Origin of the sequence: Gottfriedia sp. OAE603, assembly GCF_040543965.1 — a bacterium.
Lineage (GTDB): Bacteria > Bacillota > Bacilli > Bacillales > Bacillaceae_G > Gottfriedia > Gottfriedia solisilvae.
Genome location: NZ_JBEUNN010000001.1, coordinates 1,262,296 through 1,288,549, shown reverse-complemented (window position 1 = coordinate 1,288,549; position 26,254 = coordinate 1,262,296). Strand labels below are relative to the sequence as shown.

The 26,254-nt window shown below is 32.9% G+C and carries 27 protein-coding genes and 2 pseudogenes; 8 read left to right on the top strand and 21 right to left on the bottom strand.

Features of this window, described 5'->3' with window-relative positions; translation table 11 throughout:
* Positions 1-139 precede the first annotated feature (139 nt).
* The gene (locus ABID96_RS06395) at positions 140-535 is read left to right on the top strand and encodes a DUF1885 family protein (RefSeq protein WP_192601312.1); all 396 of its coding nucleotides are present in this window, start codon (positions 140-142) and stop codon (positions 533-535) included.
* Here the strand turns inward: ABID96_RS06395 and ABID96_RS06390 are convergent, their stop codons facing one another.
* From ABID96_RS06390 to ABID96_RS06365, 6 genes are all read right to left on the bottom strand, one after another.
* The gene (locus ABID96_RS06390; RefSeq protein ID WP_192601311.1) at positions 536-775 is read right to left on the bottom strand and encodes a hypothetical protein; all 240 of its coding nucleotides are present in this window, start codon (positions 773-775) and stop codon (positions 536-538) included.
* 147 nt (positions 776-922) lie between these two features.
* On the bottom strand, positions 923-2,335 hold the full coding sequence (gene lpdA, locus ABID96_RS06385) for a dihydrolipoyl dehydrogenase (protein WP_192601310.1): 1,413 nt from the start codon (positions 2,333-2,335) through the stop codon (positions 923-925).
* Positions 2,336-2,340: 5 nt separating this feature from the next.
* On the bottom strand, positions 2,341-3,708 hold the full coding sequence (locus tag ABID96_RS06380) for a dihydrolipoamide acetyltransferase family protein (RefSeq protein WP_377896756.1): 1,368 nt from the start codon (positions 3,706-3,708) through the stop codon (positions 2,341-2,343).
* Between the two features lie 109 nt (positions 3,709-3,817).
* Positions 3,818-4,795 (bottom strand): alpha-ketoacid dehydrogenase subunit beta, encoded by a 978-nt coding sequence (locus ABID96_RS06375; protein WP_192601309.1) that lies wholly within the window; start codon positions 4,793-4,795, stop codon positions 3,818-3,820.
* Between the two features lie 3 nt (positions 4,796-4,798).
* Positions 4,799-5,878 (bottom strand): pyruvate dehydrogenase (acetyl-transferring) E1 component subunit alpha, encoded by a 1,080-nt coding sequence (pdhA, locus tag ABID96_RS06370; RefSeq protein WP_377897037.1) that lies wholly within the window; start codon positions 5,876-5,878, stop codon positions 4,799-4,801.
* A gap of 476 nt (positions 5,879-6,354) precedes the next feature.
* The gene (locus ABID96_RS06365; protein WP_192601308.1) at positions 6,355-7,002 is read right to left on the bottom strand and encodes a YkyA family protein; all 648 of its coding nucleotides are present in this window, start codon (positions 7,000-7,002) and stop codon (positions 6,355-6,357) included.
* Between the two features lie 228 nt (positions 7,003-7,230).
* Between ABID96_RS06365 and ABID96_RS20785 the strand changes: the two are divergent.
* Both ABID96_RS20785 and def read left to right on the top strand, forming a co-directional pair.
* Positions 7,231-7,308, top strand: a pseudogene (locus ABID96_RS20785) (YjcZ family sporulation protein); the annotation flags it as partial.
* Between the two features lie 190 nt (positions 7,309-7,498).
* Complete coding sequence (gene def / locus ABID96_RS06355; protein WP_192601306.1) at positions 7,499-8,056, top strand: peptide deformylase; 558 nt, start codon at positions 7,499-7,501, stop codon at positions 8,054-8,056.
* A 54-nt stretch (positions 8,057-8,110) separates the two neighbouring features.
* Here def and ABID96_RS06350 read toward each other — a convergent pair.
* Both ABID96_RS06350 and ABID96_RS06345 read right to left on the bottom strand, forming a co-directional pair.
* Positions 8,111-8,883, bottom strand: a pseudogene (locus ABID96_RS06350) (Cof-type HAD-IIB family hydrolase).
* A 16-nt stretch (positions 8,884-8,899) separates the two neighbouring features.
* On the bottom strand, positions 8,900-9,808 hold the full coding sequence (locus ABID96_RS06345) for a DMT family transporter (RefSeq protein WP_192601305.1): 909 nt from the start codon (positions 9,806-9,808) through the stop codon (positions 8,900-8,902).
* Positions 9,809-10,158: 350 nt separating this feature from the next.
* Here ABID96_RS06345 and ABID96_RS06340 point away from each other — a divergent pair, with 350 nt between their 5' ends.
* Positions 10,159-10,371, top strand: coding sequence for a DNA-dependent RNA polymerase subunit epsilon (locus ABID96_RS06340; protein WP_192601304.1), 213 nt, complete (start codon positions 10,159-10,161; stop codon positions 10,369-10,371).
* A gap of 4 nt (positions 10,372-10,375) precedes the next feature.
* Entirely contained in the window at positions 10,376-12,043 is a 1,668-nt protein-coding gene (gene rnjA / locus ABID96_RS06335; protein WP_192601303.1) for a ribonuclease J1, read from the top strand.
* A 291-nt stretch (positions 12,044-12,334) separates the two neighbouring features.
* Here rnjA and ABID96_RS06330 read toward each other — a convergent pair whose 3' ends face one another.
* The 10 genes from ABID96_RS06330 to ABID96_RS06285 form a co-directional block, all read right to left on the bottom strand.
* The gene (locus ABID96_RS06330; RefSeq protein WP_192601302.1) at positions 12,335-13,372 is read right to left on the bottom strand and encodes a cytochrome d ubiquinol oxidase subunit II; all 1,038 of its coding nucleotides are present in this window, start codon (positions 13,370-13,372) and stop codon (positions 12,335-12,337) included.
* 176 nt (positions 13,373-13,548) lie between these two features.
* The gene (locus ABID96_RS06325) at positions 13,549-14,004 is read right to left on the bottom strand and encodes a TlpA family protein disulfide reductase (RefSeq protein ID WP_192601301.1); all 456 of its coding nucleotides are present in this window, start codon (positions 14,002-14,004) and stop codon (positions 13,549-13,551) included.
* A gap of 154 nt (positions 14,005-14,158) precedes the next feature.
* The gene (locus ABID96_RS06320) at positions 14,159-14,701 is read right to left on the bottom strand and encodes a peroxiredoxin (RefSeq protein ID WP_192601300.1); all 543 of its coding nucleotides are present in this window, start codon (positions 14,699-14,701) and stop codon (positions 14,159-14,161) included.
* A gap of 112 nt (positions 14,702-14,813) precedes the next feature.
* On the bottom strand, positions 14,814-15,929 hold the full coding sequence (locus tag ABID96_RS06315; protein WP_192601299.1) for an N-acetyldiaminopimelate deacetylase: 1,116 nt from the start codon (positions 15,927-15,929) through the stop codon (positions 14,814-14,816).
* Positions 15,930-15,995: 66 nt separating this feature from the next.
* Positions 15,996-16,712 (bottom strand): 2,3,4,5-tetrahydropyridine-2,6-dicarboxylate N-acetyltransferase, encoded by a 717-nt coding sequence (gene dapD / locus ABID96_RS06310; protein ID WP_192601298.1) that lies wholly within the window; start codon positions 16,710-16,712, stop codon positions 15,996-15,998.
* 80 nt (positions 16,713-16,792) lie between these two features.
* Positions 16,793-17,662: a transcriptional regulator CcpC gene (locus tag ABID96_RS06305; RefSeq protein ID WP_192601297.1), complete on the bottom strand. Its 870-nt coding sequence runs from the start codon at positions 17,660-17,662 to the stop codon at positions 16,793-16,795.
* Positions 17,663-17,730: 68 nt separating this feature from the next.
* On the bottom strand, positions 17,731-18,177 hold the full coding sequence (cbpB, locus tag ABID96_RS06300; protein WP_192601296.1) for a cyclic-di-AMP-binding protein CbpB: 447 nt from the start codon (positions 18,175-18,177) through the stop codon (positions 17,731-17,733).
* 305 nt (positions 18,178-18,482) lie between these two features.
* Positions 18,483-18,674: an antirepressor AbbA gene (gene abbA, locus ABID96_RS06295; RefSeq protein WP_088000161.1), complete on the bottom strand. Its 192-nt coding sequence runs from the start codon at positions 18,672-18,674 to the stop codon at positions 18,483-18,485.
* 54 nt (positions 18,675-18,728) lie between these two features.
* Positions 18,729-19,247 carry a ribonuclease H-like YkuK family protein gene (locus tag ABID96_RS06290; protein ID WP_235821440.1) on the bottom strand — a complete coding sequence of 173 codons (519 nt, stop codon included), beginning with the start codon at positions 19,245-19,247 and terminating at the stop codon, positions 18,729-18,731.
* Between the two features lie 134 nt (positions 19,248-19,381).
* Entirely contained in the window at positions 19,382-19,615 is a 234-nt protein-coding gene (locus ABID96_RS06285; protein WP_088000159.1) for a YkuJ family protein, read from the bottom strand.
* 264 nt (positions 19,616-19,879) lie between these two features.
* On the opposite strand from ABID96_RS06285, the gene ABID96_RS06280 reads away from it, so the two are divergent.
* Complete coding sequence (locus ABID96_RS06280) at positions 19,880-20,116, top strand: glutaredoxin domain-containing protein (protein ID WP_192601295.1); 237 nt, start codon at positions 19,880-19,882, stop codon at positions 20,114-20,116.
* Positions 20,117-20,570: 454 nt separating this feature from the next.
* On the opposite strand, the gene ABID96_RS06275 is transcribed toward ABID96_RS06280, so the two are convergent.
* On the bottom strand, positions 20,571-21,785 hold the full coding sequence (locus ABID96_RS06275; RefSeq protein WP_192601294.1) for an EAL-associated domain-containing protein: 1,215 nt from the start codon (positions 21,783-21,785) through the stop codon (positions 20,571-20,573).
* Between the two features lie 14 nt (positions 21,786-21,799).
* Entirely contained in the window at positions 21,800-22,564 is a 765-nt protein-coding gene (gene fadH / locus ABID96_RS06270; protein WP_192601293.1) for a 2,4-dienoyl-CoA reductase, read from the bottom strand.
* A gap of 124 nt (positions 22,565-22,688) precedes the next feature.
* Between fadH and ABID96_RS06265 the strand changes: the two genes are divergently transcribed.
* Complete coding sequence (locus ABID96_RS06265) at positions 22,689-23,513, top strand: metallophosphoesterase (protein WP_192601292.1); 825 nt, start codon at positions 22,689-22,691, stop codon at positions 23,511-23,513.
* A gap of 29 nt (positions 23,514-23,542) precedes the next feature.
* Here the strand turns inward: ABID96_RS06265 and ABID96_RS06260 are convergent, their stop codons facing one another.
* Entirely contained in the window at positions 23,543-25,630 is a 2,088-nt protein-coding gene (locus tag ABID96_RS06260) for an EAL domain-containing protein (RefSeq protein WP_192601291.1), read from the bottom strand.
* 241 nt (positions 25,631-25,871) lie between these two features.
* On the opposite strand from ABID96_RS06260, the gene ABID96_RS06255 reads away from it, so the two are divergent.
* Positions 25,872-26,228 carry a hypothetical protein gene (locus ABID96_RS06255; protein ID WP_192602075.1) on the top strand — a complete coding sequence of 119 codons (357 nt, stop codon included), beginning with the start codon at positions 25,872-25,874 and terminating at the stop codon, positions 26,226-26,228.
* Positions 26,229-26,254 lie beyond the last annotated feature (26 nt).

Sequence of the window (26,254 nt, the reverse complement as noted above, 5' to 3'; positions counted from 1 at the left end):
ACATTTGTGTTGTAAATTAATACATATGAAGTGAAAGTAAAATTCATTCCGAATACTTGTCTAAAAATTTGAAATAATGTTATGATAAAAAAGAAAAAAGTGATGTTTAACTGGATATACAACTTAGGGGGATATGAAAATGGTTCAACAAGCTACCATTCAATTAATGGATAAATCAAAATATCAAGAGGCAAGTTTAGACTTATTACAAAACTTAATTAACGACTACATACAATCGTCTACAAAAATTGGACAACAAGTTGACTGGAATTATGAAAGGGCTTCATTCCCTTATAACCTTTCAAATAAAAAGCTAGATGAACAGGATGCATTATATTTAAAAAGCAATGATTCACGTTATAATCATTTTGTTGTTTCTATCCAAGATGACAAACATATTATCATTACTTTATTACCGAATTCAACTTATGGTGATAAAGGAAAAGCAAATGAATTGTGCCGATACTTAGCTCAAAAAATAGAAGGTAAACTTGAATTATTTAATAAACGTATCATGTATTTTTATAAAAGATAATTAAAACAAGTTTACGATCAATTGACAAAAGAAAAATATACAAGCGTAGAAGCAAGTAATCATAATACTTGCTTTTCTTGTGTTTCCAACAAATTTAGCAATTAAATACAATTGATAAAAAAATACTAAAAATAATATAAATTTTGCGTACAATTGATCTCTTTTTGATAAATACATGACAATTGAAAAGCCGAACCAAAAGATTTGATGAATAAATAATACCATTAATTGTTTACGCATTTTTACACCACCACCACCCATTACATACCAAAAAATGTTATTTTCTACAACGTTATGCGGTACATACTTTTAACATGCAAAAAAACCTCCTAATAATAGGAGGTTTTTTATGATGAGTAGTGGCAAATGTCACTACAGTATGACAGATTATTTCAATACGTGAATTGGGTGTCCCATTGCTAATTCAGCAGCTTCCATTGAAATTTCACCTAATGTTGGGTGAGCATGGATTGTTTGAGCAATATCCTCAACACTCATGCAAGCTTCAATTGCAAGACCTAATTCAGAAATAATATCAGAAGCATTTACACCAGCTACTTGAGCTCCGACTAACACGCCATCTTCTTTACGAGATACTAATTGTACGAAACCTTCTGTAGCGTTTAGAGATAACGCACGACCATTTCCACCAAATGGGAACTTCGCAACATTTACATCTAAACCTTCATCAGTTGCTTGTTTTTTCGTATATCCAACTGTTGCTAATTCTGGATCAGTAAATACGACTGCAGGAATAGCTAGGTATTCAATTTCGCTTGATAACCCACTGATTGCCTCAGCAGCAACTTTACCTTCGTAAGAAGCTTTATGAGCTAATGGAGGCCCAGCAATTACATCACCAATTGCAAAAATATTTTTAACTGATGTACGAGCTTGTTTATCAGTACCAATTACACCACGTTCGTTAATTTCAACACCAATATTTTCTAAGCCCATATCACGAGAGTTCGGGAAACGTCCAACTGTTACTAATACATAATCAGCTTCGATTTCTTTCATTTCTCCGTTTGATTCGAATTTAACAGTCACGCCATCAGCAGTTTCTTCAACGCCTTTACCGAATGCTTTCGTTACGATATCAACATTGCCTTTTTTCTTTAATCCACGCTTAACAATTGAGCTCATTGATTTTTCAAAACCATTTAAGATTTCATCACCAGCTTCTAAAATTGTTACGTGTGTACCAAAGTTTGCATAAGCAGTACCTAATTCCATACCAATATAGCCGCCACCAATAACAACTAATTTTTTTGGAATTTCAGGTAAGTTTAATGCACCTGTTGAGTCGATTACACGTTTACTCCATTTGAAACCAGGGATTTCGATTGGAGTTGAACCTGTTGCGATAATTGCATTATTAAAAGTATAAGTTTGAGCTGAATCTTCAGTGATCACACGTAGTGTGTTTGCATCATTAAAGTAAGCTTCCCCTTTGATTACTTCAACTTTGTTTCCTTTTAGTAAACCAGCTACACCGCCAGTTAATTTATTAACAACACTGCTTTTCCAAGCTTGTACTTTAGTAAAGTCAACTTTTACATTTTCAGCAGTGATACCAATTTCTTCTGAATGCTTTGCAGTCTCATAACGGTGACCAGCAGTAATTAATGCTTTTGAAGGAATACAACCAACGTTTAAGCAAACTCCACCAAGGTTACCTTTTTCAATAACTGCAACTTTTTGTCCAAGTTGTGCTGCACGAATTGCTGCAACATATCCACCAGGACCAGCGCCGATAACGACCGTATCTAGTTCAATTGCGAAATCTCCTACTACCATTTATCTTACGCCTCCATTAATAATAATTCTGGATCATTTAATAATCGTTTAATGTGGTTTAAAGCGTTTTGAGCTGTTGCACCATCGATAATACGGTGGTCAAAGCTTAATGATAACGCTAATACTGGAGCAACAACGATTTCTCCGTTTAATACTACTGGTTTTTCAGCAATACGACCAATACCTAAGATAGCTACTTCAGGGTGGTTAATTACTGGAGTAAACCATTGTCCACCTGCTGAACCGATATTAGAGATTGTGCAAGTAGCACCTTTCATTTCTGCAGGAGCTAATTTACCATCACGAGCTTTTGTAGCTAATTCGTTAATTTCAGCTGAAATTGAGAAGATTGCTTTACGATCAGCATCTTTAACAACTGGTACTAATAAACCTTTATCAGTATCTGCAGCAATACCGATGTTATAGTAATGCTTGTGGATGATTTCGCTAGAAGCATCATCGATTGATGTATTTAATGCTGGGAACTTACGTAATGCTGAAGTTAAAGCTTTAACAACATAAGGTAAGAATGTTAACTTAATACCTTGAGCAGCAGCAACTTCTTTATATTTTTTACGGCTAGCAACTAGTTTCGTTACATCTACTTCGTCCATTAATGTTACGTGTGGAGCAGTATGTTTAGAGTTAACCATTGCTTTAGCAATTGCTTTACGAATTCCGCTCATTTTTTCACGAGTTTCAGGATATTGACCTTCTGGAATTGGCATTGCTTTTGGAGCTTCTTTTTCTGCAACTGGAGCTTCTTTAACAACTTCAACAGCAACTTCTGTTTGTGCTGCAGCAGCTGGAGCTACTCCACCTAGTAAGAATGCATCCACGTCTTGTTTAGTTACACGACCATTTTTACCTGAACCTGGTACGATACGAAGATCTACGTTTTTCTCACGTGCATATTTACGTACAGATGGCATAGCAATTACATGTGCTTTTGGTTCAATTGCAGCAACTGGAGAAAGTGGTGCAGCATCTGTTTTTGGTTCGCTTTGCTCATAAGATTCTTGTACTTTCGCTTGAACAGCATCAGCAGCTTCTGGTACTGGAGTAGTCTTTGGAGCTTCTTCAGCATGTTGCCCTTTGAAAGCAATGTTTTCATAACCTGGTGCATCTAAGCGTACTAAAACGTCACCAACAACTGAAACTGTTCCTTCACTTACTAATACTTCTAAAACTTTACCTTTAACAGGTGATGGAATTTCAACAACTGATTTATCGTTTTGAACTTCACAAATGATATCATCTTCATTTACTTCGTCGCCTGCTTTAATAAACCATTTTACAATTTCACCTTCGTGAATACCTTCACCGATATCTGGTAATCTAAATTCAAATAGACTTGCCACTGAGTTTGACACAGATTTCTACCTCCGAACAAAGTTATTATTTTTAAACTTTCATCTATAATGTAAGAAAGGTATTGATGAATTCATCAAATACCTTTCCACTATTTTTGTTACATACTTATTAGAAGTTTAATACTTTTTGAATACCTTCAACTACATCTTTATGGTTTGGTAACCAAACAGTTTCCGCTTCTGAGAATGGGAATACAGTGTCAGCTGCCGCAATACGTACAACTGGTGCTTCTAATGAAAGAATACAACGATCATTAATTTCAGCAACTACATTTGCAGCAATACCAGCTTGTTTTTGTGCTTCTTGAACAACAACTGCACGGCCAGTTTTCTCAACAGATGCAACAATTGCATCGATATCTAATGGGTGAACAGTACGTAAGTCTACAACTTCTACTGAAACCCCTTCTTTTTCTAATTCTTCAGCAGCTTTTAATGCAGCGTGAACCATTGCACCGTAAGCAAATACAGATACATCTTTACCTTCACGTTTAACATCAGCTTTACCTAATTCAATTGTGTATTCACCTTCAGGTACATCTTCACGGAATGAACGATATAACTTCATGTGCTCTAAATAGATAACTGGGTCATTATCACGAATTGATGAAATTAAAAGACCTTTTGCATCTTTAGGTGTTGATGGAATAACTACTTTTAAACCAGGAGTTTGAGCCATTAAGCCTTCTAAACTATCCGCGTGCATTTCAGGTGTGTGCACCCCTCCACCAAATGGAGAACGGAACGTAATTGGTGAAGTAAAACGACCACTAGTACGGTAACGCATACGAGATGCTTGACTAGCAATTGAGTCAATTATTTCGAATAAAAATCCGAAGAATTGAATTTCTGCTACAGGACGGAATCCTTGAATTCCAAGACCGATTGCTAATCCACCAATTCCTGATTCAGCAAGTGGAGTATCGAAAATACGCTCTTCACCGAATTCTGCTTGTAAACCTTCAGTTGCACGGAATACACCACCGTTTACTCCAACGTCCTCACCGAATACTACTACAGTAGGATCATTCTTCATTTCAACGCGTAATGCATCTGTGATAGCTTGAATCATTGTCATTTGCGCCATGACTTACTTCGACTCCTTCTCTTTGTAAATTGCATATTGCTCTTCTAAATTATTTGTTTTGTTTTCGAACATATTAGCCATTAAGTCAGTAACTTTTTGTTTTGGCTCTTGGTCAGCAAGTTTAATTGCCTCTTTAATTGCTTCTTTAGCTTCTTCGATAATTGCATTTTCTTCTTCTTCAGTCCATAGACCTTTTTTCTCTAAGAATTTACGGAAACGAACGATTGGATCTTTTGCTTCCCACTCATTTTCAGTGTCTTTTGTACGGTAACGAGTTGGGTCATCACCAGCCATAGTATGAGGTCCATAACGGAATGTTAATGTTTCGATTAATGTTGGACCTTCGCCATTAACTGCACGTTTACGAGCTTCTGACGTAGCTGCATAAACTGCTAATGGATCCATACCATCTACTTGAATACCAGCAATACCGACTGCGATTGCTTTTTGAGCAATTGTTTTAGCTTTTGACTGCTTAGAAACAGGAGTTGAGATTGCGTATCTGTTATTTTGAACAACGAAAATCGCAGGAGCATTGTAAGCACCAGCAAAGTTCATACCTTCGTAGAAATCACCTTGAGAAGCACCACCGTCACCTGTATATGTAATGGCAACAGATTTTTGCCCCTTTAACTTCATACCAAGTGCAACACCTGCAGCTTGAATAATTTGCGCACCAATGATAATTTGTGGGAACAGTGTATTAACATCTTCAGGAATTTGACTTCCTACTAAATGTCCACGTGACCATAAAAATGCTTTATATAATGGGAAACCGTGCCAAAGCATTTGAGGTACATCACGGTAACCAGGTAAGATAAAGTCTTCTTTTTCAAGAGCAAAATGGCTCGCTAATTGTGAAGCTTCTTGACCAGCTGTTGGAGCATAGAAACCTAAGCGACCTTGTCTATTTAATGAAATTGAGCGTTGATCAAGAACACGTGTCCATACCATACGCTTCATTAATTCTTTTAATTGCTCGTCTGTTAATTCAGGCATAGCTGCTTCATTAACGATTTCGCCCTCTTCGTTTAAAATTTGAAGAGTTCCTACTGAATCACCAAATTGAAGCATTTGGTCCATTAATTCAGAAACAGTTTGTTTATTCTTCATTTCTGTTTTTTCCTTTCCTTCTACTTTCTTAGTAGTAGTTGCCACTAAACCCACACCCTTCTTTAATTATGGAGGCTATCATTTATTAACAATATCCACTTTAGTATTTTAGGTAGTAATTATAAGTTGTTCGAGATGATTTCACTTACAATTTTAAACTGTACTTATCTTTATAGTGTATTACATTAGTACAACGTTCAATACTAGTACAGTTTATCGCACGTTCACAGACTCGTCAAATATTTTGTTGTATTATTTTAAACATGATTTCACTAAAAAAATATCGTTACAATTTCAATCTGTATTACCCATGAAACACCCATCTGTTATACAATAATCGAACATCCTATTAATTATACTTCAATAGCGAATTTCCTTGATTTTTTTGAAGTAAAACAAAGCTGTACTACAACGACTTTTTATTGTTAGACCCTACTATTATTAACTTATTTTCCATATTTTTCATATATATCTTTTCTTTGTTCATTTAATTTTTGAGTATAAAGATTTAGTCTATCATTTATTTTTATGACATCTTTATAAACAACGTTTGTGTTCTTTGTCTTATTCTTAACATTTTTCAATTCAACTTTTTTCTGAGATAGTAAATTGTAAATTGTAAGGTCTATTTTAATTGCTTCCTGATATTTCTTATTTAACTGATCATACTTTGTTGTTCTTTTTTTCCAAGTGAGTATGAACTCATTCACATCTTTTCGAAACTCAGCATCTTTTGTTTCAATGTTTATTGTTTGAAGTTCTTCAATTTTTATGTCTATCTTGTGAATTAATTTTGATTCCTCTTCTATCATTCCTTTTCTCTCATTTAATAATGTGATTGCCTTTTTTGCAGTAGCTTGTCTTTTATCAATTTCATTTACTTTGAATGAAAATATCTTTTCGTAACATTCTAATTCTTGTATTTCTAATTCTTGAATTTGCTCACCAGCTTTGAAGAATTTTTGTTCCATGGTCGTTATTTTATTTAATTTTTCAATAACAGAATCCATTTGTTTAGCTTGCGATTGACAAGCTGTGTTTACCAAAATGAGAAATGAAAAAACCATTAAATAACTGATTATTTTTTTATACATGATTTTCACCTGAAATTTTTTTTGTATTATGTTCATCATGCATCTTTTCTGACTTTTTATGCGTATTCATAATAAACATAGTCACATACCCACACACTTTAGCTCCTTTTTCATATTTTGTAGTATCCGCTACTGGCGGAAACACCCTTAAAAGGAGGTTATATTATGTACGGTTACGGAGGATATGGTAAAGGCGGAGTTGGGCCTGGATATGGCGGTTGCGGTTGCGGTTACGGAAGTGGTTTCGCATTAATCGTTGTTCTATTCATTTTATTAATCATCGTTGGTGCGGCATTCCTTTACTAATTTTTTAGTTTCATCGCTAAAACACTCTATATTTATGTATAACCACAAACTTTAGGAGCGAATGTTATATTCGCTCCTTTTCAATTTCATTCAAATCTTTGCTTTACTGACAATTTAAAGAAGATTTGTTAGTATTATTACTAATACAAATTACATATTTAATATAATGCAACATAAGGAGTGAGATTGTTTGATTACAATGAAAGATATTATCCGTGAAGGTGACCCTAGGTTAAGGGAAGTATCAGCGGAAGTAAATTTACCGCCAAGTATTGAAGATATCAACTTAGCAAATTCTTTATTGGAATATGTTATTAATAGTCAGGATCCTGAAATATCAAAAGAATACAGTTTACGATCAGGAATCGGGTTAGCTGCGCCCCAAATTGGGATTTTAAAAAGAGCGATTGGTGTGCATGTAACTGATTTACAAGGTAATTTATTCAGTTATGCTTTATTAAACCCTAAAATTATCAGTCATTCTGTTGAGGAAGTATATTTATCTGCTGGAGAAGGTTGCTTATCAGTTGACCGCGATGTTCAAGGATACGTTCCGAGATACGCTAGGATTACAGTTACAGGTTTTGATACTAGATTAGGCGAAGTAAAAATCCGATTAAAGGGCTTACCAGCAATCTGTTTTCAACATGAAATTGATCACTTAAACGGCATTATGTTTTATGATCGTATTAATAAAAATAATCCTTTTTCTGCTCCTGAAGGGGCAGCTCCATTGGAAAGAAACTAGTTTAGATAAAATAAAAAAGCAGAAATCGCACTTGCGAAATTCTGCTTTTTTTATTTATAGTAATCCAGCCCACTTTAATCCTTTTAAAATACCATCTTCTTCTACACTAGAAGTAATATGATTAGCTAATTTTTTTAGGGGTTCAACTGCATTCCCCATTGCTATACCAGTACCTACATTCTCTATCATCTCTAAATCATTTAATCCATCACCGAATGCAAATACATTCTTCATATCTATTCCTAAATGGTTAACCATTTGTTGTATACCATTTGCCTTTGATCCACCAATCGGTAATACATCTGAAGAATAATCATGCCAACGAATAAAATTAAATTGTTCAAATCCATTTGTTAATTTTGTCTCTTCATGTTCCTCACAGAAAAGTAGAACTTGATAAATATCACGACCATGATAAAAATCACTTTGTACTTCTGGATGATTCATTTTTATCGAAGTCATAGCTTCAAGAATATGTGGATGTGCATCTATGGAAGCTTTCATCGTTTCGTTATTTAAGTAAACAAGTGGGATATTTAATTCATTAGCTCTTTGTGTAAATAGGTGAAGCTGTTCGGAATGTAAAGCATGCTTATGAATTGTTTCCCCTTCAAATTCTGCATACTGACCGTTTAAACTGACAAAACTATTAATGTTTAATTCTTCTCTTAACTCTTTAAACATAAATGGTGCTCTTCCAGTTGCTATTGCTACATGTACATCTCTATTTTGGAGCTCAAAAATTGCCTCTTTGTGCTCTTTGGAATCTGTTTATCATGATTTAAAATTGTGCCATCTATATCAAAAAATACGATTGGTTTTGACATATTCTTCTCTCCTTACTTATGAAGCCGCATTTGCATTTTTGTTTTTGATCCTCGTAGTTTTCTTACTATTTGTAATAAACACGCCTACTAATACAATTAGTAATCCAGCAACCATTTTAATTGTTAATGGTTCATTTAAAAAGAAGAATCCCCAGATAGACGCAAAAACTGGAACAATATAAGTTACCATTGTCGCAAACTCCGCACTACCCTCTTTAACCATATAATAAAATAATAAATATGCCAAGCCTGAACACAGTACGCCAAGTCCTAGAATTCCACCGAATACTTCAATGTTTACAAATGGTTTAACTGTACCCTTCCCAGCTAGTACCATATAAATGAAGCCGAAAAAGGCTGAAATGCCAAGCGTTAAAAATGACACGATTAATACATCTATTTTTTGAAGATATTTTTTTGTTAAATGTGAACCAAGCCCATAACAGAAAGTAACAAAAATCATTAATAAAGAATAATATATATTATTGGAAAAGATTGTTGATAGTTTGATATTCATCATAATCATTAATCCTATAATTCCTACGAATAGTCCAATCCACTGTTTTGAAACAATTTTTTGCGAGAAGAAAAAAATTCCAATAACCAGTGTTGCTATAGGTGTAAATGCGTTAAGGATTGCTGCTTCATTACTTTGAAGATGCGTTTCACTGAAGGATAGGAATAACCAAGGAATCGCATGATTAAAAAGCGATATTGCAATTAGTAAACCCATTTTAGGTAAATTTTTAAAATCAATCCTTACTTTTTTTATCAGCATGATGATTAATAGGGTGGTTGCCCCAAAAAAGCATCGATAAAATACGATCCCCTCTGGGCTAATATCATTTAATAATAGCTTAATAAACAAAAATGAAGTACTCCAAATAATGCTTAGTAAAAATAAGGCGACATATAATTTCTTCACAGCATTCTCTCCTTAATAAGTTAGATAACCTTTATTTTATCTCCTTTTTCCACTATATTGTATGAAAATGTTCTTTCGTTAAATACTATACATAATTTATCCAATGTCCGTGTTCTTTACATACGAGTTTAATTTTGAGTAATGGAGGCAAAACTAATGTTAAGAAGACTTAGAAATAAATTAAAGAAACGGCTAAAACAATTATTAAAAAAGAAGAAATATATCTCTATAATTTCAAATAAATTTTTAAAATGAGCCTAATTTAGGCAATATGCAATAAAAAGAATGAAAATATAATGAAAATCCCTTATAATATTGAGAAGATAGAGAATTGACAAGGAGAGATTTAAATGATTTTTAAAGTATACTATCAGGAAGTGCTTTTAGAAGCGCCTGTAAGAGAGAAAACAAAGACGGTTTATGTTGAAGCAGAGAGTGAAAGAGAAGTTCGTGCGAAATTATTACCTTTCAATTATAATATTGAGCTTGTTCAAGCTTTAACCGGTGCTCATCTTGAATTTGAAAAACAAAGTGAAAACTTTAAAATTTTGGAGTTAGTGTAAATTTATGAAATTTCTTAAAAATGATCAAGCTGCCGTATTCGCACTAGGTGGCTTAGGGGAAATTGGAAAAAATACATACGCAGTACAATACCAAGATGAAATTATATTAATCGATGCCGGCATCAAGTTCCCTGAAGATGAGCTATTAGGGATAGACTATGTAATTCCTGATTATTCCTATTTAGTTCGAAATGAGGAAAAAATTAAAGGTTTATTTATCACTCACGGACATGAAGATCACATTGGTGGTATTCCATATTTATTAAGAGAATTAAATATACCAATTTATGGTGGTAAACTTGCTTTAGCTTTAATCAAAAATAAACTTGAAGAGCATGGTTTATTACGTAAAGCTAAGTTAATAGAAATTAAAGAAGATGACATCATTAAATTTAGAAAGACTAGCGTTTCGTTTTACCGTACTACACATAGTATTCCTGATTGTTATGGTATTGTCGTTAAAACTCCTCAAGGACAAGTTGTTCATACTGGAGATTTTAAATTTGATTTCACACCAGTTGGAGATTCAGCTAATTTAACAAAGATGGCTGAAATCGGAAAAGATGGCGTTTTATGCTTACTTTCTGATAGTACTAACAGTGAGGTTTCTCACTTCACGATGTCTGAACGCAAAGTTGGTGACACGATCAATGAAATTTTCCGTAAGGTTGACGGTCGTATCATTTTTGCTACTTTCGCTTCAAACATCCACCGTCTTCAACAAGTAGTTGAAGCTGCGATCGCTACTGGTCGTAAAATAGCAGTTTTCGGTCGTAGTATGGAAGCTAATATAGACATCGGTCATGACCTAGGTTATATCAAATGTCCAAAAGATACTTTTATTGATGCACAACAAATCAATCGAATTCCAGCTAATCAAATTGTTATCTTATGTACTGGTAGCCAAGGTGAACCAATGGCAGCGCTATCTAGAATTGCAAACGGTACACACCGTCAAATTCAAATTATCCCTGGAGATACAGTTGTATTTTCTTCTTCACCAATTCCAGGTAATACAATGAGCGTTAACCGTACAATCAATCTTCTATACCGCGCAGGCGCAGAAGTAATTCACGGTTCATTAAATGATATTCACACTAGTGGTCATGGTGGACAAGAAGAACAAAAGCTTATGCTTCGTTTAATGAAACCAAAATACTTCATGCCAATCCATGGTGAATATAGAATGCAACGTATGCATGCTAAACTTGCAATGGACTGTGGTGTACCTGAAGAAAATTGTTTTATCATGGACAATGGTGAAGTATTAGCACTTCGTTCTGATGAAGCGATGGTTGCGGGTAAAGTACCATCAGGCAATGTGTATATTGATGGAAGCGGAATAGGTGATATCGGAAATATCGTTTTACGCGACAGAAGAATCCTTTCTGAAGAAGGTCTTGTTATTGTTGTAGTAAGCATTGATATGAAAGAATTTAAAATTTCTGCTGGACCTGATATTATTTCACGTGGTTTTGTCTACATGAGAGAAAGTGGCGATTTAATTAATGAGGCACAAGCAATGATTTCTGCTCATTTAAATAAAATAATGGATCGCAAAACATCGCAATGGTCTGAAATTAAAAACGAAATTACAGACACATTATCTCCATTCCTTTACGAAAAAACAAAGCGAAAACCAATGATCCTTCCAATTATTATGGAAGTATAAATCATACAAGCGGTAATAAAACAAACAGACGAAATGGCAACTAATTAACCTACTAATTAGTTGCCATTTTTTATTTCTACATTCATTTGTGGATATACCACTTTAGTTAGAGACTCTATTCTGGCTCTATGACACCTAGTGGTTTAATTGATACATAAATAAAAAAAGGGAGTTTCAAGTCATATTGACTGATGAGCCCCCTTTATCGTGCTTATTTTTATTTAAAGTTAGATTTAGTAATTTATATGCTCTTTATAAAGAGAGCCGTAAATAAAATTGTGAGCCTATTTTTCATTTCTCAGATATGTTATTTTTATCATTATTTTTTAAATATAGTCTCATGAAAAGCGGTTTATTCATCATTAAAAAGATAAAGTAAATTGTAATAATCAACAGAAATAACACAAAGAAAACAATTAATATGAAAGCTAAACTACTTTTTGCAAAACTTGTTTCAATTCTAAGATAAGGATATAGTATAAAAGGCATATGACTGACTCCATATCCAAAAAACGCAAAGAAATATTGCATCAACACTAATATAAAAGCTAAGCCATATCGCTTTCTTTTTATAATGAATGTAATCGCAATTCCAAAACAAATTAGTGAAATTAAAAAATATTCCCAAACATTATGCATTCTTTCAAAGTGAACACTATTATGTAACTTCATAGATGCAAATACGATAATACTTGAAAAGATTGTTGGTACCGACCATACAAGAACATATTTCCTTAATTTTATTTCGGACTCAGCATCGTTTACTAGTTTTGCAGAGTAAATTAAAAACATTGCACTGATAAACAATACCGAACATACAGCTAATAGCATAACCGATAAAGAATAAAAGTTTGTAATTAGTTTTATTGGATGAAATCTAATATCTGTGCCATTTTCTAAAATAAAACCGCCTTCAGATATTGTTAGAACCGTAGATAAAGTAACTGGTATTAACAAGCTCGTTGCTCCATATAACAACAAGAAATATTGGCTTTTTTTCCCACTGTATTGTTGAAACGTATAAAACGATCCCCTGATCGCTAATAAGATCATTGCTACACTTCCAGGTACTAAAAGAGGTACCCCATAATAATATGCAACTCGAGGAAATATACCTACTACACCTACAAAGAAGAAAATAAAAAATAATGTGGCCAATTCCCAGATTGATGATAAATGACGATTTATCAAACCAATCAATTTAGGCTCTTCTTTTCTTGAAATAGCGTAAAACGCATAAAATCCTGCACCAAAATCAATAGAAGCAATAATCATGTAGGCATATAAAAACAACCATAATATAAAAATTGCGATCGTTTGTATTTCCAAAACATTTCCTCCTAAAAAACTTCCACGATATAATCGTTATTCTCTTTATTATACCGATAAAAGACAATTACATCTATTTATTATTATATTTTAAAAGGTCAGATCCATTAAATCTTACATAGAATCGAATCCTTTTCACAAAAAAAAGAGACTAAATTAAAGTCTCTCTAACTTATTTATTCAACTTTAGCCGCTTCGTCTAATACACGGTTAACACGCTTTTCTAGCATCGGCATTCCACCTTCACCAGCTTGGAAATGTCTTAACGCACCAGTTTTATCAAACACATAATAAGATGGAACATATTTATTTTCAAATGCGTCCGTAATTGTATGTTGGTTATCTACTAAAATTGTTTGTGTAATCCCATGTTCTTCTGCAACTTCTTTAATTTTATCAATATCTAAATCGTCTTCAGATCTTGGCATGTGTACACTAACAACATTTAAACGATCTTTATATTCATCACGGAATGCGTTAATATTTGGCATAGCTACCTTACATAAGTGGCAACTTACTGACCAAAAATGAATAAGTGTTGGTTGTTGACCGATTAAATCCTCTTTTTGAACTTCTTTATTTAAAACTGCTGTCGCACCGTTTAATTCTGGCATTGGTGAGCGTAATCTCATCTATTCTTCCTCCTGACTAAAAGTAACAAGCCACCTAAGTTTTTGCCCTAGGCTTGTCCGTGGCAGAGCTTAGCCGCCTCCACTTTTCTTCTTATGTATTGAAAAGGCCTAACAGTATGTTAGACCTTTTCATTTGTATTACATTATTGATTAATTATAGAGTTGCTTGTCCTGGTTTCCAGTTAGCTGGGCAAAGTCCACCAGTTTGTAAAGCTTGAAGTACACGTAATACTTCATCAACTTCACGACCAATGTTGTTATGGTGAACTACTTGGTACATTAATTCGCCTTCTGGGCTAATGATAAATAATCCACGTAATGCGATACCTTCTTCTTCAATTAAAACGCCATAGTCACGAGAAATAACGTGATTTGTATCAGCGCCTAATGGGTATCTTAATTGACCTAAGCCGTTTTCTTTACGGTCTGTGTTAATCCAAGCTAAGTGAGTGTGGATTGTATCAGTTGATACACCAACAACTTCAGCATCTAAATCTTCAAACTCATCATAACGATCAGAAATAGCTATAATTTCTGTTGGACATACAAATGTGAAGTCCATTGGATAGAAGTATAATACTGTCCATTTATCGTTTTTCATGTTCTCTTCTAAACTTACTTTACCAAATTCTTTGTTTGGTAATACTGCTTCCATTTCAAAGCGTGGAGCTTGTTTACCTACTAAACGTTCTGCCATTATATTTACCTCCAATAATTTATGTAGTTAATAATCATACAAATAATATTATATTAAACTACCTTTTTAAAGTCAATATTTAATAATAATTATTATTAATTGAAAACTATTTTCAAGCTTTTTTTCCAATAAAATCAGAGATGAATTGAATCATAAGTGGAATGACATTTTCATCTGGGTTTAGCTTTTGATGATGTAATCCGAACTTTGAATCAACACCAATCCAAAACATCATCCCTGGAATCTCTTTTGTCATATAACCAAAATCTTCCCCAGTCATTGCTACATTACATTCAATTGCTTGAATACCGTCATATTGTCTCGCAAAATCAAAAAATTCATTCGTAATTGTTTCATCATTTATGACGCCATAGTAATTACTTCCAAAATCTACTTCTATTTTACACTGAAAGCTCTCTTGAAATCCATTGACAAGACTTTGAATTCGCTCTTTTAATTTTTTCATTGCTTCTTCACTTAAAGCTCTCATTGTTCCTTCGATTCTCACATGATCTGCAATTACATTTTGAACGGTACCACCTGTTATTTTACCAATCGTAATAACAGCACTATCTAATGGATTCACATTTCTTGAAACAATTGATTGTAATTGGGTAATAAAATGACTTGACGCAACAATCATATCATTTGTTAAATGTGGAAATGCAGCGTGACCACTTAATCCATGAAAGTCGATAAATAGTTCTGAAGTATGTGCAAATAACATGCCAGCTCTTGTGGCAATCGTGCCAACTGGATACTCTGGTGCGATATGTAAGCCATAAATACGATCCGGCTTAAATGAAGTAAATTCTTCACTTTTTAGTAATGGTTCAGCTCCACCAGGTCCTTCTTCTGCAGGCTGGAAAATAAGCACAACATCGTCTTTTATCGGATGATCTACTAAATTCGTTAGAACACCTAAAGCAATACTCATATGTACATCATGTCCACATGCGTGCATTCTACCTTCATGAGTAGAAGCATACGACAATCCAGTTGCTTCAGTCATTGGCAAGCCATCAATATCAGTCCGATAGCCAATTGTCTTACTTGGATTTGTACCCTTTATTCTTACAAATATACCAGTTCTCCAAGTTTGAATGATCATCCTCTCTTGGTTTAGCGTTGATAAATATTCAAGCAAATAGCTTTGAGTTTTAAATTCTTGAAACCCTAATTCAGGAATTAGATGTAAATCTCTTCTTATTTTTACGAATGTTTCCATTTACAACACCTCCGAAAAAAAGCGTAGAATTATTATTCTACGCTTTATCCAACTAACAAGATAACCTTATTGATTTAAATTACGTAAAGCTTGAATGATTTCAGTTTTTGAAATCGTTTTATCGTCAATATCTTTAATTTTTCTAGCTGGAACTCCTGCTACTACTGTATATGGTGCAACATCTTCTGTTACAATTGCACCTGCAGCAACTACAGCGCCTTCTCCAACTCTAATTCCTTCTAATACAACTGCATTTGCACCGATTAAAACATTGTCCTCAAGGATAACTGGGTTTGCTGACGGTGGCTCAATAACGCCTGCCAAAACAGCTCCTGCCCCAACGTGACAGTTTTTACCTGTTGTTGCACGTCCTCCAAGCACTGCATTCATATCAATCATTGTTCCTTCTCCAATAACAGCTCCAATGTTAATAACAGCACCCATCATAATAACTGCATTATCTCCAATTGTTACTTGGTCACGAATAAATGCACCAGGCTCGATACGAGCTTTGATTCCTTTTAAATCTAGTAAAGGAATTGCTGAGTTACGACGATCTGATTCTACTACATAATCTTCTATGTATTCTTTTTGCCCTTCAAGAATAACTTTTACATCATCCCATTCACCGAATAACACGCCTGAATTTTGAGAAATAAACGCTTGTACTGATTCAGAGATCGTAAGCTTGTCTAATTGACCTTTTACATAAACCTTTACAGGTGTTTTCTTTGTACTATTAGCAATAAAAGCAATAATTTCGTTTGCATCCATTAATTTCATTTTGTTGCCTCCTTAAGAATCTCAATAAGATTACTCTATCAAAACTAGTATCTAACAAGCAAGATTTTGTGAACGTATCTTCAAATTTTTTTTCGGATTGACTCAATAAAACCTTCAACTTGTTTTAATTTCATTGCGTCTCTATTATAGAGTAAGTATGTATCTCTAAATAAACGAGTATGTTCCTTTGTAATTAAAGGAGTTTTGATAATATTTTCATCAAACACATCATGTAAGACTGTAGAAGGTAAAATTGCAAATCCTAAACCGTTTAAGACGAATTGTTTACAAGTTTCAATTTGGTCAACAACTATTTCATGCTTAGGTAAGGAATTGAAGTGTTCATACCACCATGATTGGATTAATTGATAGTAATTAGAATTACTCTTAAACTGAATAAATGGTCGCCCGATTTCTTTATAATCTGCTAATTCATGTTTTTTTGAATCTACCAACAGAAGTTCATCCGAAAATAGCAATTCTTTTTCACCAAACCAATTTTGATTTCCCCTTACAATTGCAAGATGGACTTCATTTTCATATAAACGATTCGTAATTTCACTACTCCAACCAGTAAAGAGTGAAACTTGGACATCTGGGTATTGTGATACATATCGTTTTAATACAGGTGGTAACCAATACTGCGCTACAACTGAAGAAACTGCAATCTTTAATGTGCCGGAGATATCTGATTTTAATATTTGAAGTTGTTCTAGCATATTTTGATATGTTTCTTCCATTCTCTTAGCATAGTTTAATATTATTTCTCCAGACGCAGTAATAATCAAACCTTTTTGGGAACGAATAAATAGTTCACTACCCATCTGTTTCTCTAAATTTTGTAATCTTTGACTTAGAGCAGGTTGTGATACAAATAATCGTTCAGCCGCTTTTCTCATATTCTTCTCTTCTGCTAAAGTAATCATTAAACGAATATCATCAATTTGCATTGTTCACCTCGAACTAGAAACATGATAAAAAAAGTAAGTCAATCATTGATGACCTACTTTTTTTGACTCTATTGTTTATTGTATCTTCTAATGTTTTTGCTTAATTGTTTTAATATGACTCTTCTAGTTAAAATACCTTCAAATGTATTCTCTTTGTCTACCACACATACAAATGGGTGATCTATGACTAGCTCTAACCCTTTTGCAATCGTATCGGTTGTATATAATAGCGGGATTTCTTTACCCATTACTTCCTCTACTTTCATCTCACTTAAACGTTCAAACTCAATTCTTTCTAATCCTAAAATACCATCTAAAATCATCGCTGTGCTAACTAATCCTTGTAATTGAAATTTTGGATTTAATACAGGAATCGAAGAGTATCCTGATTTAGTAAGCACTAATAAGGCATGTTCTAGGCTGTTTCCTATTTGAACATGCGCAACTTTTTCACTAGATATGATAACTTCCTCAACTTTATGTTCAAAAAATTGTTGTCCATCAATACTAATCAAAAGATCGTCCCCCTATTTTAAAAGCACCTAGTACTTTTCTTATCTTCCATAAACAGAAAGAATTTCGTCACTTTACCTGACTTGTTAATCATTGAAAATCTCAACTTAACGAAATAGAGATAAACGTCCTAATCTAAACATCCAAACGATTCAACATTTTTACATTCTAGGACACTGATTAACTAGTCCCAAATACTATCTTATCAGATTTAAAGGCGCTTTCCAATGCACCAGGAATACAATAAAAATTAAAAAAACGTATCGATAATCATAAGATTTATCGATACGTTTAATTCTATGATAATTCATAAACCCAAATCCCTAAGTTTTTGATACAAATGAATAAGTCTCTCATATTGATCATCACCAGCATCCATTAGTCCATTTTCTATATCAGTAATTTGAGATGAAATTAATTCAATCGCATAATTTTGCTTCATTACAGTATCAACTAATAAATTTAACTCGTCCTCTGTGAAATGTTGTTCACTTTGCATTCATCAATCCCTCCTAAATTTCATTTTAATCAATGTTTATTCATCTTAAACTTATTATTTTGTAAATTTATTTGCATAACTAAAAGCTGTGTATGAATCTGGTTTGATCTTTGGAATAATCCCCATCGCACTAACTTTTGACGTCATTTCTTGAATAAATTCCTTTGTTAATCCTGAGGTACCTATGTCTAAATGAATTTCAAAACTAAAGTTATTTGAGTTAGCATTTTCATGGAGTGGACTAAAGATTTTTTCTAAATGAAATGGAGTTAGTAGAAATGCAATTTCTTGGCTATACATTGTTTCAAGAAATATCTTTTCTTTTAAATTTCTAATTTTCCTTTGATGCCAACAAGTATGTAAGCACCCCCAAGCCCCATTTCCAACTCTGTGTAAATGTAAGGCTGTGATAAATTTAGTTCCATTACTATGAACCTGTGAGTCAGTTCCAATCGAAAGGCGGTATTGTTTATTTGGATCACATTTTACAAAATGATATAGCCTGGAAACGACTTGATCAAAACTTAGGTTTCTTTCACTAACATTATAAAATCTATACTGATCTTCATTCACAATCATAACCTCCCTTTTTCATGATCAATACATAATAATGTATTCAACTTGAAGTGGGATTAGCACGACCTATCTATTTCAATATGTTTTAAACAAAAAAAAACAAGCTTTCGCTTGTTTTTTCATGACAATTATTAAGAAATCAGTTCGTATATTTCAATCGCCAGCATATCGATGTTATCGTATGGAAAAGTTTGTGGTTTTTCACCTTGTCTAAATACTTCTAATTCAAAAGCATTTTTTTCTGAATACTTTACACTACATTTTCTTTCGCCATTAACTTCAAAAAATCTCTGTGCAACTTCACCGTTCGTTGATTGTTGTATTAAGCTTTCTAAGCGTTCTAAAATTCCTGATAATAAAGACATATTAGAACTCCTTTCTACCATGTGTCATTCCCTAAATATAGGTTATACTTTCTTACAATTTCTATCCAAAAATTTTACAATAGATATTAGTTATGTAAGTGTCCACTAATAAGGATACTTGTATTTGTAAATAAATACAAGCTTAAAGTTAATTGATTCACACAGTGATAAAACAAAATTCTTTATATCTTTCAATTTTATATGTAATATTAAGATTAAATTAAATTATTTAAGTAAAAATAACTTTTAAAAGGATGAAAGTTTATGCAAATTGAATTATTTACTCAAGATGGCTGTCCACCCTGTGAATTTCTGAAAAATTACTTCAAAGAATTAAATATATCATACGTGGAATATAATGTTTCAAAAGATGAAAATGCAAAAAAAAGAATGATGTTTGAACTAGATTCGTTTTCGACACCAACATTAATCATTCATAATGAAGTAATACGTGGTGTACAGATGGAACAAATAGAAGCTGCCTTGCAAATAATTAAATAAATCATAAAAAGACCATTCCTAAAAATTAGTTAAACTAGTTTTTAGGAATGGTCTTTTTTCATGTTTTGGTTTGAAATATGTGAAAGATATTATAAGGAATTTTGGATTACCCTACTCCGATATAGTGGAATGCAAAAAACATGATGGACGATACGATCAGAACTTTCGATATGAGTCCCTTCACACTAAATCCTCCCTCAGTTCATTCATCTAATATTCTCTTCATTATCGTAACATCCTTGAAATCGTTTTCACTACAATTTTCGTTCGGTTCTTTCTTACAAAAGTTGACAAGCCTATCTACAAAGCTTCAAATATGATTCTTCTTATTGTAAAATAATCTCCTAAAACAATTAAAGTGACTGCCTTAAATATGACAGTCACTTTAGTTTATAAACTAAGTACAAAAGCAAAGAGATTCAGACTGCTTATATTTAAGACAGTCACTTATTCGTTAAAAAAGTAATTCATTATGTTTGAATAAGAAATCATAGCTTAAATCAATATAGATATAGCTACCATTCTCCAATGGATATGAAAATGTTCTTATTTTTTCACCAGTTTCAATATCACGATACATATCAGATAATATGCCATGATCGTTTGACTGCATTTTTAGGATTGTTTCTAAAAAATAAGGCCTCCAGCTCCAATTCCTACCCCTATATTTTTGTTGAAGCTCCCACTGCTCTCCATACAACTTAAATAAGTTAGAGGACTGTTGAAAGCCATCTTCATCGCAAATATACATTCTAAAACAAAAAGAATTTAATTCGCTAGAAATCTTCAGCAAAAATGCATCCAAATCTGAATTAATTTGATATTTATTAATGGCAACTTCTATTCTTTGGTGAATTAAATTCGTCATATCTCTTAATGCAATTAATTTTGATTTTTCCCCACGAATATATTTCACGATATCAGTTTTTAATTGTTCACTTTCTTGATTCAGTTTCTTAATCGTAGGTTGTGGAGTACACAAATATGCTCCTTGATAAAATCTTCCACCATTTTTCCATGCATTTCTTAATTGAAGTGAATCAATGATTCCATCATAATACATTGATGCACCTATTTTCCTGGCAACATAAATGACAGAATGTAATAAATCTTGGAATGATGATGTGTGTAATTGTTGCACCATTTTAAAATCTATCTTGATAATATCAGGTGATAAATAGCGAAGTTTCTCAAGATTTATTAACTTATCATTCACACTATTAATCGCAAATTTAATACCATATGTTTGATAATATGTAATGAGATTTTTTAATTCCTTTTCAAAACCGTAGAATAACTGATGTTGTAAAATAATCACAATATTACTTAACTTGATCCCTTTTGCTTCATAAGCATGGAAAATTGATAGCAAGCTTTCAGGATCATCGGTTAATAAAGCTGAAGGATGACGGTTAATGAAAATACTACCTTTAAAATTAGATCGAACAGCTTCTTCTAGGGACTGAATTAAAATATGATTGTCTACTTCAAGTAGATAATCATCTGGAACTAAATCATTGGAAAAGAAAAACTCTAGACTATGTATATTATCTAAGTTCATTCTTCCTACGACTTCAATTCCTACACAGCTTTGCGTATCAGCACCATAAATCGGCTGATAATAAGGAATGACTTTATCTAAATTACTGATTACATCTAAAGGATCCATAAACTACCTCCTTTTTAGAAAGGATATTGATGTAATGACTGACCTCCATCCATTGTAAAACATGAACCGTTAATATAGCCAGCCTCATCTGAAAATAAATATGCTGCAAGTCCTGCAATCTCCTCAGGTGTACCTAGTCTTCCTAACGGTACACTATTGATTGTTCTTTTCGCTATTTCTTCGGAAACCCATAGCTTTTCTGCTCCACCAGTTCTTTCAATTGGTCCAGGAGCAATTGCGTTAACTCTAATACCGTATTTTCTACCCCATTCTACTGCAAGTGTTCTTGTCATTGCTAAAACACCTGCTTTAGCTGAAGCTGAATGAATGACCCCAGGACCTGCGTCCCAAGCGTAAGTTGCAATAATATTTGTCATTGCGCCTTTAATCCCTTTTTGAATCATATATTTACCTACTTCAGAGCTACAGTAAAAAGTACCATTTAATACGATATTAATCACTGAGTTCCAGCCATTGATTGATAAGTCTTCTGCTGGGCAAATAAAGTTTCCTGCCGCATTATTAACTAAAAAATCAATTCTACCAAAGGCAGTATCAACTTCATTTACCATTTTTTTTACTAAATCTGGTTCTCTTACATCCATTACGACAGGTAAAACTTGACCGTCAAATTGCTCAATCTCACTTTTAGCTACAGTTAAACGGTCTAGATCTCTTCCAGCAATAACAACATTTGCGCCATCTTTCGCAAAGCGTGTGGCCATCGCTTTTCCCATACCACTTGAGCCACCAGTAACAATGACAACTTTATTCTTCAATATAGTTCCTCCTATCTCTTTTCTCTAGTGTATCAACATTTATTTATTTTGAGAATATTTTTAACTATTAAACTATTTAATATAATAAGTAGCTTATTTTCCCATTGAAAAAGGTAGTGGTAAATTGTTTAGTAAAACTGTAAAGATTATCTTGATATGTATTTGTTTGTGCAGTTACGGACTTTTTATAGAACCGAATGTTTTGTTAACAAAGCATTATACGATTCCTCATAAACTAAAACATGAACCTATGATAAAAATAGTACAAATCTCAGATACACACTTAAGTCATAAAAAAGATATAGATCAATTAAGAAAGATTGTCACGAAGGTAAATAAAATGAAGCCTGATTTTATCGTATTTACGGGAGATTTAATAAGCGATATACGAAAATTTACTTATCAGAATGAAGTGTTATCGTTATTAAGAGAAATGAAAGCAACTCGAGGAAAATTAGCAGTCTACGGTAATCACGATCATGGTGGCTATTTTACCGAACAATATGAAGCGCTCTTAAAAAGTAGCGAATTTATCTTATTAAAAAACGAAGAAAAGACATTTTATGTACAAAATGAAAAGATTTCTTTTATAGGTCTTGATGATTATATGTTAGGAAATAAAGAATATACAAAAATACTTAATGGCATACAAAAGGATTCTTTTACAATTGTTCTTGCACATGAACCTGATATCGCAGCAATAACAAAAAAATTCCCCATCAATTTACAGCTTTCAGGACATAGCCACGGTGGTCAGTTATATGTACCTTTTTTCCAGTCCTTGTTGATGCCTCCATATGCAAAAAAATATAATCGCGGTCTATATCATCTTTCTAACCAATTTGAACGGTATTTAATCGTATCGAATGGAATAGGTACAACCAAACTACCATTTCGATTTTTAACACCTCCTGAAATCGTCTCAATCGAATTAAAAAGAGCGCATTAAGACAGTTCATCTTAATACGCCCTTTTTGATTAATAATATATTTGTTCAATCTCTCTCGGAGTTACTGGTTTACTAAAGTAATAACCTTGAGCTTTTAAGCAATGTTTTTTCTTCAAAAATTCGATTTGTTCAATTGTTTCTACTCCTTCAGCAATAACATCTATACCCAAAGAATGTGCTAGGCTAATAATTGTTGTTACGATGGCTGCGTTTCGATTATCTTGAACGACCGATTGAATAAAGCTTCTATCAATTTTTAACATATCTACAGGAAAATCTTTTAAATAGCTTAATGAAGAGTACCCTGTTCCAAAATCATCAACAGCGATTTTAATTTTTAAGTTTTTGAGCTTTTGTAAAATTGATGCAGTTTGTTCACGGTTTACCATTGAACTCTCTGTAATCTCAACCGATAAAAGCTCTCCAGGAATATCATAAATTTTCAAACATTCTGAAATATGTTGTTCGATTTCACCTGTATAAAATTGTTTTGCAGATAAGTTAACAGCAACTTTTTTAACATTAAAACCTTGATCTAGCCAAACTTTGATTTGTTTAGCAACTTGTTTAAATACCCAATTCCCTATATCAATAATTAAATGTGATTGCTCTGCAATAGGTATAAACTCACTTGGTGGTATATAACCTAATTTATCATGCTTCCATCTAAGCAGCGCCTCAAGACCAATCAATTTTTGATCATGTAATGATATTTGTGGTTGATATACAATTTCTAACTCATCTTTTTCAAGTGATTGTCTTAATAAGTTTTCTAGATTTAATTTCTTTTGAGTAATCGTAGAATAAGCTTTATCATAGAAAGAATAAGAGCCACGTTCATTTTCTTTACATGCTAGTAAAGCCCTTTCAGCATTTCTTAATAAAATATCACTAGAATTCCCGTCTTTTGGATAAGAACTAATCCCTATCGTAGATGAAATAATTAGTTTTTCATCATAAGTCGGTATTTTAATTGGCACTTTAATTCCTTCGATTATGCGTTCAGCTAACTTTTTTATGTTGTCTTTTGATTTCGTTTCGTAAATAATCATAAATTCATCACCGCTGTGACGAATTAGCGGACAACTTTTTTCAGTTGTTTTTTCAACAATTGATTTGATTCTTTTTGAAACTAATTCAATAATAAAATCTCCAACTTCATAACCGTATGATTCATTAAAAATTTTAAGACGATCTATATTTACTATTAATAATGCAACACCGCTATTTAATATCTCACTATCATGTATTGTTTGATTCATGAGGCTTGTATACATATCTCGCTTGTAATAACCAGTCAGTTGATCTCTTTGTGATAAGAAGAATAAATAATTCTCTTTTTCATTTACAGATGTTGTATCCCTAATTATTAAGTAAATTCCTTTAATCTCATCATCAAACATAATTGGGATACATTTGATATGGCTTTTTAAATAATGGCCATTTTTATTTACAAGGACCGTATTTTTAATTTCAGTTGATACGCCTAGTAAAGTTGAGGAAAGTACTCTATCAAGTTCGTCAGAGTCTTTACGATCTATCAAACTAGAAATATGTCTTCCTTTTAGTTCTTTATCTCTATATCCTAATACATGATATGTAGACAGGTTTGTTTGTTTGATATACCCATTACTATCAAGCATGAGAATACTATCAAGATTATGCTCAAATAAAGAACGGTATCTTAATTCATTTTCTAGTTTTTCATTTGTTTCTTCAGTCCATAATGTAACATCTCTCGTTACGCTGACAATAAATGTACATTGTTCTTCATCATCTAGTATTGGTGATAATACTGTTTCAAAATATAATTTTTTACCTTCAATTATTAACTGATCGTTATACCATAAAGCTTGTTTTGACCTTTTTGTAATTTGATAGCTTTCAATAAGCTTCTTTGCAATTTCATTTGGCATGACATCTTGAATGGTGTTTCCAATAAAATTTCTATTAAAAAGGTCTGCGTGTTTTATAGCTTGATCATTTGCATAATGATATAAAAAATTATCTCCTTCTACTTTCATGATGAAAAGAAGATCATTTATTGATGTAAGTAAAGCGTTAATCATTGTTTGATCTAAATTTTGAATTTTATTTGTTTTTACAGAAGTGTCCATCATATGCATCCTTTTTTAAAAAATTTAAAGAATCCTGATGAAATATCTCAAATGATGTCATTTTTCCTATTCTATATTCTTACTATATTCCATTTACTATCATGTGAAAATAGGTAATTCAACTTAGGCGGAATATTTATAAATAGTTTTACCTAGGTTGGTTACCTAATTTTTTGGGTACTTGCTCAAGTTCGTGACAAACTCCATACACTGTAACGAAGACTTGAGAGGAGGTTAAGACTTGTATCATCAACATTTTCCACATATAGATCAGCACTACCTATATAGAAATGGTCATGCTCCAGCATACTATTACGACCGAAACGAACAGCGTTTTGTCCCATTTTTTCCACTTTTACCTCTACTCGGAGGATTAGCTGGAGGTTTTGCTTTAGGTGCATTAGCTTTTAGACCACCATACTATCCATGCTCACCTTATGGAGGATGCCCACCTTACGGACAATTTCCATCTTATGGAGGAGGATTCCCACCTTATGGAGGAGGATTCCCACAATATCAACAACCATATCCACCACCAATTAACTCTAATGCATACTTACCTGGAAACACACCTGGTAATATAGGCTATCCATATTAATAAATAAATGACTTGCAAATAAAGGT

Excerpts from the sequence above, each read along its gene's own strand:
- ABID96_RS06395 (WP_192601312.1), top strand. The coding sequence starts at position 140 with ATGGTTCAACAAGCTACCATTCAATTAATGGATAAATCAAAATATCAA.
- ABID96_RS06390 (WP_192601311.1), bottom strand. The coding sequence starts at position 775 with ATGCGTAAACAATTAATGGTATTATTTATTCATCAAATCTTTTGGTTC.
- lpdA (WP_192601310.1), bottom strand. The coding sequence starts at position 2,335 with ATGGTAGTAGGAGATTTCGCAATTGAACTAGATACGGTCGTTATCGGC.
- ABID96_RS06375 (WP_192601309.1), bottom strand. The coding sequence starts at position 4,795 with ATGGCGCAAATGACAATGATTCAAGCTATCACAGATGCATTACGCGTT.
- pdhA (WP_377897037.1), bottom strand. The coding sequence starts at position 5,878 with ATGGACCAAATGCTTCAATTTGGTGATTCAGTAGGAACTCTTCAAATT.
- ABID96_RS06365 (WP_192601308.1), bottom strand. The coding sequence starts at position 7,002 with ATGTATAAAAAAATAATCAGTTATTTAATGGTTTTTTCATTTCTCATT.
- ABID96_RS06340 (WP_192601304.1), top strand. The coding sequence starts at position 10,159 with ATGATTTTTAAAGTATACTATCAGGAAGTGCTTTTAGAAGCGCCTGTA.
- rnjA (WP_192601303.1), top strand. The coding sequence starts at position 10,376 with ATGAAATTTCTTAAAAATGATCAAGCTGCCGTATTCGCACTAGGTGGC.
- ABID96_RS06325 (WP_192601301.1), bottom strand. The coding sequence starts at position 14,004 with ATGAGATTACGCTCACCAATGCCAGAATTAAACGGTGCGACAGCAGTT.
- ABID96_RS06320 (WP_192601300.1), bottom strand. The coding sequence starts at position 14,701 with ATGGCAGAACGTTTAGTAGGTAAACAAGCTCCACGCTTTGAAATGGAA.
- ABID96_RS06315 (WP_192601299.1), bottom strand. The coding sequence starts at position 15,929 with ATGGAAACATTCGTAAAAATAAGAAGAGATTTACATCTAATTCCTGAA.
- dapD (WP_192601298.1), bottom strand. The coding sequence starts at position 16,712 with ATGAAATTAATGGATGCAAACGAAATTATTGCTTTTATTGCTAATAGT.
- ABID96_RS06305 (WP_192601297.1), bottom strand. The coding sequence starts at position 17,662 with ATGCAAATTGATGATATTCGTTTAATGATTACTTTAGCAGAAGAGAAG.
- abbA (WP_088000161.1), bottom strand. The coding sequence starts at position 18,674 with ATGCAAAGTGAACAACATTTCACAGAGGACGAGTTAAATTTATTAGTT.
- ABID96_RS06285 (WP_088000159.1), bottom strand. The coding sequence starts at position 19,615 with ATGTCTTTATTATCAGGAATTTTAGAACGCTTAGAAAGCTTAATACAA.
- ABID96_RS06280 (WP_192601295.1), top strand. The coding sequence starts at position 19,880 with ATGCAAATTGAATTATTTACTCAAGATGGCTGTCCACCCTGTGAATTT.
- ABID96_RS06275 (WP_192601294.1), bottom strand. The coding sequence starts at position 21,785 with ATGGATCCTTTAGATGTAATCAGTAATTTAGATAAAGTCATTCCTTAT.
- ABID96_RS06260 (WP_192601291.1), bottom strand. The coding sequence starts at position 25,630 with ATGGACACTTCTGTAAAAACAAATAAAATTCAAAATTTAGATCAAACA.